General features: G+C 61.2%; 8 protein-coding genes. 3 read left to right on the top strand and 5 right to left on the bottom strand.

The genetic code is table 11. The features are described 5' to 3' along the window. Together B7L71_RS10315 and B7L71_RS10310 are read right to left on the bottom strand one after the other, a co-directional pair. A partial coding sequence (locus B7L71_RS10315; protein ID WP_081137736.1) for a PRC-barrel domain-containing protein occupies positions 1-383 on the bottom strand: 383 nt, incomplete at its 3' end. 96 nt (positions 384-479) lie between these two features. Continuing rightward, positions 480-677, bottom strand: a complete 198-nt coding sequence (locus tag B7L71_RS10310; protein WP_016914694.1) for a CsbD family protein — start codon at positions 675-677, stop codon at positions 480-482. A gap of 508 nt (positions 678-1,185) precedes the next feature. Here B7L71_RS10310 and B7L71_RS10305 point away from each other — a divergent pair. After that, entirely contained in the window at positions 1,186-2,898 is a 1,713-nt protein-coding gene (locus B7L71_RS10305; RefSeq protein ID WP_016914693.1) for a DEAD/DEAH box helicase, read from the top strand. A gap of 136 nt (positions 2,899-3,034) precedes the next feature. Here B7L71_RS10305 and B7L71_RS10300 read toward each other — a convergent pair whose 3' ends face one another. After that, positions 3,035-3,745, bottom strand: coding sequence for a glutamine amidotransferase (locus B7L71_RS10300; RefSeq protein ID WP_081137734.1), 711 nt, complete (start codon positions 3,743-3,745; stop codon positions 3,035-3,037). Between the two features lie 112 nt (positions 3,746-3,857). On the opposite strand from B7L71_RS10300, the gene tpx reads away from it, so the two are divergent. After that, complete coding sequence (tpx, locus tag B7L71_RS10295) at positions 3,858-4,361, top strand: thiol peroxidase (RefSeq protein ID WP_081137732.1); 504 nt, start codon at positions 3,858-3,860, stop codon at positions 4,359-4,361. Here the strand turns inward: tpx and B7L71_RS10290 are convergent. Both B7L71_RS10290 and B7L71_RS10285 read right to left on the bottom strand, forming a co-directional pair. After that, the gene (locus B7L71_RS10290; protein WP_081137856.1) at positions 4,358-5,026 is read right to left on the bottom strand and encodes a gamma-glutamyl-gamma-aminobutyrate hydrolase family protein; all 669 of its coding nucleotides are present in this window, start codon (positions 5,024-5,026) and stop codon (positions 4,358-4,360) included. The genes tpx and B7L71_RS10290 overlap by 4 nt on opposite strands. Beyond that, positions 5,019-6,017 carry an amidoligase family protein gene (locus B7L71_RS10285; RefSeq protein ID WP_081137730.1) on the bottom strand — a complete coding sequence of 333 codons (999 nt, stop codon included), beginning with the start codon at positions 6,015-6,017 and terminating at the stop codon, positions 5,019-5,021. Before B7L71_RS10285 ends, B7L71_RS10290 begins: the two co-directional genes overlap by 8 nt. A gap of 110 nt (positions 6,018-6,127) precedes the next feature. Between B7L71_RS10285 and B7L71_RS10280 the strand changes: the two genes are divergently transcribed. Beyond that, positions 6,128-7,956, top strand: a 1,829-nt coding sequence (locus B7L71_RS10280; RefSeq protein ID WP_081137729.1) for a mechanosensitive ion channel domain-containing protein, incomplete at its 3' end; no start/stop codon positions are given.

The raw sequence follows: 7,956 nt of genomic DNA, 5'->3' as shown, positions 1-7,956 counted from the left end.
TTCCCACCGTCGTGGTTGTAAGTAGGAAAGGCTTCCACTTCTTCAGACGTGGCTTGGAGCATGATCCGGTGCTCGGTATCGCCATCCGCTTCGGTGTGGGTTTCCAGCGTGAAGTGGTCGGTGCCGACAACGATTTCACGTCCGCCCAGCCCCAGTACAGAGCCGCTCTCTATGACCAGTGCAGTAATGCGCATCTCCTCATCGAAGAGAATGTTTTCCACCTCACCGATCTCTTCGCCGGAACCGCCCGCGAAGTAGACATCAGCATCCAGAATGTCTTCGGCTGAATACATACCCTGTGGCTCGGTCTGTGCGTGGGCGCCCATTGCCATGCTGCCCAGAAGTACCGTGCCGATAGCCGTTGTCAGTAGTGATTTACGCATAGCTTCTCTCCATGTTGCTATTGAATCAGCCAAATAGGCATCTATTGGAAAATGGATACGCATTGGCCTGCCTGTACAGCGCCAATGCCGAAACGATCAGAGGCCGTTGGCCCACTCGTCTGCACGGCGCTCGGCTTCTTCACGGGCCAGCCCGTATTTTTGCTGAAGCTTACCTACTAGCTGGTCTTTCTTGCCGCCGATTTGCGTCAGCTCGTCGTCGGTCAATTCGCCCCAGCTAGAACGCGCCTTGCCTTTTACCTCGGTCCATTTGCCTTCGATCTGATCCCAGTTCATATGCATCACTCCTTGAAGTTCGTGAACAACGTGAGGCACCTCTCAGGTTAGACCAATAGTGAACAAGTGCAAGTTTCAGGATGATATTGGTTAAAGTAAAAAAGCTGGTCAGCTTACCAGTGAGGTGGTAGGATGCGCGCTCCTCGCATGTGTTGACCCCTCCATCACGACGGCAAGCGTTGATTCGGTCGCCTCATGGCACCAAGCCGAAACGTTTGCAGGAACATCCCCTCGACTGGATGTTCATTGCTGTGAAGATGGCGCGCCTCCAGCATTTCACCAGACGGGTGAAATCGGCGCAGTAAGGTCGCCACAGCGGTTGGCCCGCAGCGTGCGGTACTGCCAGCCGAATGCCAGGTGCGACCGGCGTCTCCGACTCCACTGATGACGATATCCGCTATGCGGAGCCTTGTTCTTTTGCTGCGCACCGTGACGTGCGGCATATGACAGAGTCAGAGACGCTTACGATGTTTTTTGCCGGTGATACCGGCCTACCAAGGTGTGATTAATGACCTCGATTTCTGTCACCTCGCCGAGCTTCGGTGATCTGGCTCTTTTGCCTGCCGTTCTGTCTGCTGTAGAAGCGCAGGGCTACGAAACTCCTTCGCCCATCCAGGCGCAGACCATTCCAGCCCTGCTGGAAGGTCGCGATATGCTGGGTCAGGCACAAACGGGTACCGGTAAAACGGCTGCCTTTGCACTGCCGCTGTTGTCGCGTCTCGACATGCAGCGTCGCGAGCCCCAGGTACTGGTGCTGGCGCCTACCCGCGAACTTGCTCAGCAGGTTGCGGTTTCCTTTAGTAAGTATGGTCAAAACCTGCAGGGGCTCGAAGTGGCGACCCTGTGTGGTGGTCAAGAGTATCGTGAGCAGCTGGGCGCTTTGAAGCGCGGCGCTCAAGTCGTGGTCGGTACGCCTGGTCGTATCATCGACCACCTGGATCGCGGCAGCTTGAAGCTGGACGGTTTGTCTGCGCTGGTGCTGGACGAAGCCGACGAAATGCTGCGCATGGGCTTTATCGACGACGTAAAACGCGTGGTTGCCGATACCCCGAAAGATGCCCAGCGCGTGTTCTTCTCGGCCACGCTGCCGTCTGAAATCGAGCGCATTGTCAATCGCTATCTGGTCAACCCGGTCAAGGTGGCGATCGAATCGCGCACCACGACGGGAGAAAACATCGAACAGCGCCTGGTGCGTGTGGACGGTGGTGCCAAGCTGGAAGCGCTGGCGCGTATTCTGGAAGTGGAGCCGGTGGATGCGGCCATCGTGTTCGTACGTACACGTGCTGCCTGTACCACGCTGGTAGAGCAGCTGACGGCGCGCGGTGTCAACGCGGCTGGCCTGTCGGGTGACCTGGACCAGAGCCTGCGTGAGCGCACCATCACTCGCTTGAAGCGTGGCAAGGTCGATGTCCTGATCGCGACCGACGTCGCCGCTCGTGGTCTGGACGTTCCGCGTATCACCCACGTGGTGAACTACGACCTTCCCCAGGACGCCGAAGCCTATACGCACCGTATCGGTCGTACTGGCCGTGCGGGCCGCAGCGGCATCGCTATCACCTTCGCGGGCTTCCGTGAAGGTCGTAAGGTAGGCTGGATGGAGCAGGCAACGGGTCAGAAAATGACCGAAATGCCGCTGCCTGACGAAGCTGCTATCCGTGCGCACCGTGATGAAGTATTCCACCATCGCGTCGTGGCCGCCCTGACCAAGGGTGCCGAAGAGCAGCGCGCGCTGGTCGAGCGTCTGGTGGAAGAAGGTCACGACGCCGTCGAGCTGGCCTGTGCCTTTGCTGCCATGGCTCGTGCTGACGAAGCGCCGATTGGCCGTCTGCAAGCACCGCGCAAAGAGCGTGCTCCGCGTGAGGGTGCGCCCGGCAAGCCAGCTGGTGCTCGTCGCGAGCGCTCCAGCGCGCCCAGCGAAGGCATGACCCGCTACCGTGTGTCGGTAGGCCATAAGGATGGCGTCAAGCCTGGTCAATTGGTCGGCGCGTTGGCCAATGAAGGCGGTATCGAAGGTGCCCGTATCGGCCGCATCGATATTCGCAACGCCTTCTCGGTGGTCGAGCTGCCCAGCGGCCTGCCGTCTACCATTCTGGCCAAGATGGCGCGTGCCCGTGTGGCCGGTCGCCCGCTGGAAATCAGCGAAGACCGTGCGCCCGAGCGTGCACCGCGCCGTCGTCGTGACGATGGCGATGCGCCGGTTCGCCGTCGCGAACGTGCGTAAACGCCTGCCGGGCGACTGATGTCGCCCTGGCTACCATCCCCCCATGCCAAGGGCATGGGGGGATTTTTTTTTTTGGCCATCCTGAACGTCATATCGCGGCGCGACCAAAAGCGCGCTACAGCATCGCAAACGCACACTACAGCATCGCGATGAACCGGGTCAGCAGGCGCGTGGCGTCGGGGGTCTCCGCGACGCCTTGCAGCAGTTGATCCGGGTCTTCACCCTGGTCGCGCAAGGCAGCGCGCTGGCGTTCGATATAAGCGCGCATCACCGGCGGTGAAAACTCGGGATGGAACTGAACGCTCCACTGGCGTGGCCCATAGCGCAGCGCCTGGTGGGCATCATGGCAGTTGTGCGCCAAAATGCTGGTGTCGGGGGGAAGCTGCATGACCGCTTGGGCATGGGTCAAGTGGGCCACGAAACACTCCGGGAGTTGCCCGAACAGCGGGTCCTGGCGGCCTGCCTGGGTCAGGCGTACGCTGCGCGTGCCGGATTCACGGCCCGCCGGGTGGTAATCACTCACACCGCCAAACGCAGCGGCCATCAGCTGGTGGCCGTAGCATACGCCCAGCAGTGGCAGGTCGTCCGCCAGTGCCTGCTGTAACCAGGGCTTCAGCGCCTCGCTCCAGGGGAGCTGCTCACTGACCATGCTGTGGGAGCCGGTAATGAAGGCTGCCACGATATCCTCCGGCGGCTGGCTGGTGAGGCGTGCATCCCATACGTCGAGGGTCAGGTGGTCGGGCAGGACGTCCTGCACCTGGTCGATGAACAGCTGTTCGAAATCCCCGTGCTGCTCCACCACTTCGGGGAAGGCGTCGCCGGTTTTGATAATGACTACAGAGGCCATGGTGTTCTCGCTAGCGTGTCGCGATGGATGAGGGATAGCCGAATCAGGGAGTTCCACGGTAAGCTGGACCACTGATCGTCATTCCCCTTTTACCATACATTAGGAGCTTGATATGCAACAGATTACGCGGGCAGGTCAACCCATGGATGTGGCGGGCACCTTACCGGCGGTGGGGCAGGATGCACCGGCCATGACGCTCACCGACGGCAGCCTGGAAGACGTTACCCTGACGACCTATGCAGGCAAGCGCAAGGTGCTGAACATCATCCCTAGCGTCGATACGCCTACCTGTGCAACGTCGACGCGACGCTTCAATGAACTGGCCTCGTCGCTGGACAACACCGTGGTGCTGGTGGTGTCTGCCGACTTGCCGTTTGCGGCCAAGCGTTTTTGCGGTGCCGAAGGGCTGGACAACGTGGAGACGCTCTCGACGTTCCGCCACCGCGAATTTCAACAGGACTGGGGCGTGGCGCTATGCAACAGCAACATGGAAGGGCTCTGCGCTCGTGCCGTGGTGGTGCTGGATGCCGAGGATCGGGTGCTGCACAGCGAGCTGGTCAGCGAGTTGAAGAACGAGCCTGATTACGACGCGGCATTGGCGGCACTGAAAGGCTAGCGGGGCGCCTTAGCCGCCTTCACCAGCGCACGTATCAAACGCTGCTGGGGGCGGTTGAAGATCAGCCACTCCGGGTGCCACTGAACGCCTATCAGGAACGCATGCTCCGTGGACTCGATGCCCTGCACCAGCCCATCGCGGTCACGTGCCACGATCCGAATGCCCTGACCTGCCCGATTGACCGCCTGATGATGAAGGCTGTTCACACGACACCAGGTCACCCCCAACAAACGATAGAGCTGGCTGTCGCCCACGATGTCGACGGTTTTGCGGGGCAGTACCGTGCGGCGGCGCTTCAAGCCTTCGTGGGTGGTGTAGATGTCGGGGTCCAGGCTGCCGCCCAGATGCACATTGATCAGCTGCGCACCTCGGCAGATGCCCAGCACTGGCGTATGGCGAGGAATGAAACGCTTCAGCAGGTCGAGTTCCAGCTCGTCACGGGCTGGGTCCATGCGTACGTCCAGCTGCACTTCGCCGCCGTACAGGTGGGCTTGAATGTCGTCTCCGCCGCCAATGATCAGGCCGTCCAGGTGCTCCGGCAACGGGCGAGAAGGAGAAAGGCGTAGCGGCCTGCCGCCGTGTCGCCAGACGGCAAACCAGTCGAAGCACCAGGCAAGCTGGCTTTTGTAATCCGAGGTCGTGATGCCGATCAGGGGTCTAGGCATGGCCAAACAGTCTGCGCTTGAGGCGCCGCCACCAGGGTTGGTTCTGTTCGGCCATGTACTCCTGGCAGCGGGCGTGAAGGATGTCCTGGTCGTGGGCCAGCTTCTCTACCTCCACCCAGCGGTTCCACTCCATCACGCTGCCCCAGCCCGGCTGCGACAGCTGCGCATTGGGCAGCCGGTAATGAAAAGTGGGCCGTGGCTTGGTCAACTGGCCGTGCAGCAGCTCGTGAGGGTGTTCCGGGCGCAGGTGGGCGAACAGCGGCAGCAGGTCCAGCTCGCGGTTGCGGGTAGGGTTATCGGCCAGGTAGTCGTCGATGAAGGTGTCGAGATCCGGCTGGTAACGCAGGTCCAGCACCTTGCGGGCGTACTCCTTGGGGAACGGGTTGGCGTGTGGCAGCACCTCTCGGGTAATGTCCACCTTGATTTCCTGACGTAGCCAGCTGGCCAGCAGCAGGTAGGCGCGCAGCATGGCGAGCAGATAATCGACCTCGTTACGCTCGATTTCCGGGTTCAGGTGCAGGCCGAAACCGTACAGCAGGCTGGCATCGGTGCCCTTGGCGCCTTTTTCCCGCAAGGTGTCGAACAGAGTGTCCAACGCTTCGAGCTCTTCCCAAGGGATGGGAGGGCAGACGATTTCGGTGGGCACCAGCCCGGTCACCATGTCACCGATCAGTTCTCGGGTCTTTTGGTGGAATTCCAGCCGCCGCTGATGCTGTTGGCGGGCCCACTCGCTGTCATTGTCCTGCTGTGCGTCCAACAACGTCTGGTCTGGATGGGCGTATTGAGTATCCAGTTCGATCTCGAACGCTCCCCAGCGTGTGTCGGCCACCTGTAGCCGATGGGGGCTGAGCACGTTAAGCTCACCACCAAACAGTGCCTGCACCACCTCGGCCGTCTCGCGAGGGGGGAGCCCGGCAAACTCGATTTCGACGCCTACGCGTCGGGTCTGGCCGTCCGGGTTCAAGCGTTGGGGAGGAGCCTGCAGCGTCATCTCGATGTCCTGGAGGTGAACGTTTGTAGGTTTAGCCTATCATAATCACACGCTTAGGCTGAGCACGAGAAAAGACACGATTCAACAGTCACTTTCCACGGGAGTCACGCGTGCGACAGCACTGGATAACCAGCATCGTTCTAGGGGCGCTACTCAGCCTGATGATCAGCGTCACCGCACACGCCCAGAGCGTCTCGCTTCCCACGTTGGGGGGCAGTAGTGGCAGCGAAGAGCAGCCGGACGTCACCAGCGAAAATTTCCAGCGCTCCTTGAGCGACGTCATTGGCATGCTCGAAAGCGAGGATCAGCGCCGTGCGCTGCTGGACTCGCTGCGTGAGCTGCAGCTGAGTACCGAGGCCGTGGAAGACGACGGCGTGGTGCGCCAAGGGCTGCTGGGCGCCTTGGCTGATACGCTTTCCGACATCGGTGAACAGGCCCAGGCCGGGGATTCGCCCATCGACGAGTGGTCACGGCAACTGGTCCAGGGCGTCGAGGATCTGCGTGCTCTGAATGCCGGGGCCGAGCAGCGGGATGCTGTCCGAGCCGTGGCAGAAGGTACCCTGCTGGCCGTTATCTGGAGTGGCCTGCTGGTGGCGATGATTGCCTTTGGTCGCGTCGTGGCCAAGCGGCATCATTGGCCGCTGGACCTGCCCCGGGACCCCAAGGCCTGGCTGTTGGCGGTCCACTTCTTGCGGCGCATGCTGCCCTGGGCGCTGGCTTTCGTCATTACACTAGGAGTCGGCCAGCTGCTGCCTTACAGCCCCGGCCGCGCCCTGGTGCTGGTGGTGGCCTATATCTGCCTGTGTGGTCGAGCGCTGTCGGTGGTGTTCGAAACGGTGATAGCGTTCTTCAGTCGCGGGCATCGTTTTACCGCCGTGCAAGTATTACAGCACAAGGCGTTGCGGGGGCTGTTCGTCATCGGCGCGCTGATTGCCTTGGGCGACGCCGTCAACTCTACCCGCCTGATGGAGCTGCTGGGGACCGATCTGTCGGGGCTGGTGTCCGTGCTGGCCAACATGCTGGCAGCGCTGCTGTCGGCGCGTTTCATTTTCAAGTTTCAGCGTCCCATTCGTCATCTCATCTGTAATCGGCCTTACAAACAGCGCCGTGACGCCAGCACGGCCGTGGAGTTGGTTCGCGCGCTGGGCGGGCTATGGCACATTCCTGCCCTGCTGATGGTGGGCGGCTCGCTGCTGGCGATGTTCGTTACCGTGGGCGACGTGGGGACCGCGCTGGCTCGTTCGATCGTGTCGGCTAGCCTGCTGGTGTTGACCCTGGTGATTACCGGGCTGCTGCGTCGTCAGGAAGAGCGTTTGGGCAAGCGGCGCCATCGCCGCCGCTTTAGCCAATATCGCAAGCGACTGGAGCGCTTTGGCTTCGTACTGGCGCATCTGAGCGTCTGGATGGTTTTTGCCGAGCTTTCGATGCAGGTGTGGGGCGGTTCGCTGTTTGGTTTGGGGCAACAGGGAGTGGCCAGTGCGCGTATTGGTCAGGCGCTGGTCAGCCTGGGGGCCACTGTGCTGTTGGCATGGCTGGTGTGGATTTTTGCCGATACCGCCATTCAGCGGGCGCTGACCTCCTCCGCGCGGTCACGGGGGCGGCGCGTCAACCAGGCCCGCGCGCAAACCATCACGCCGATGATCCGTAACGTGATTTTTGTCACCATCCTGATCATTGCGGTGATTGCTGGCTTGGCCAACCTTGGGGTCAACGTCACGCCGCTGCTGGCCGGTGCCGGTGTGATCGGCCTAGCGGTGGGGTTTGGCGCGCAAACATTGGTGCAGGATTTGATCACCGGCATCTTCATCCTCATCGAGGACTCCCTGGCGGTGGATGACTTCGTCACCATCAATACGTACATGGGCACCGTCGAAGGGCTGACGCTGCGGACGGTCAAGCTGCGCGACCTGGACGGCGTGCTACACATCATTACCTTTAG

It is taken from the genome of Halomonas sp. BC2, from assembly GCF_002078115.1.
GTDB classification, from domain to species: domain Bacteria; phylum Pseudomonadota; class Gammaproteobacteria; order Pseudomonadales; family Halomonadaceae; genus Vreelandella; species Vreelandella stevensii.
The sequence above is the reverse complement of the archived record's forward strand: the minus strand, read 5'-3'. Positions and strand labels throughout refer to the sequence as shown.

What these genes read in the sequence shown, in the direction of transcription:
- B7L71_RS10300 (WP_081137734.1), bottom strand. Translation starts at nt 3,745, where the DNA reads ATGGCCTCTGTAGTCATTATCAAAACCGGCGACGCCTTCCCCGAAGTG.
- B7L71_RS10285 (WP_081137730.1), bottom strand. Translation starts at nt 6,017, where the DNA reads ATGACGCTGCAGGCTCCTCCCCAACGCTTGAACCCGGACGGCCAGACC.
- tpx (WP_081137732.1), top strand. Translation starts at nt 3,858, where the DNA reads ATGCAACAGATTACGCGGGCAGGTCAACCCATGGATGTGGCGGGCACC.
- B7L71_RS10310 (WP_016914694.1), bottom strand. Translation starts at nt 677, where the DNA reads ATGAACTGGGATCAGATCGAAGGCAAATGGACCGAGGTAAAAGGCAAG.
- B7L71_RS10305 (WP_016914693.1), top strand. Translation starts at nt 1,186, where the DNA reads ATGACCTCGATTTCTGTCACCTCGCCGAGCTTCGGTGATCTGGCTCTT.
- B7L71_RS10290 (WP_081137856.1), bottom strand. Translation starts at nt 5,026, where the DNA reads ATGCCTAGACCCCTGATCGGCATCACGACCTCGGATTACAAAAGCCAG.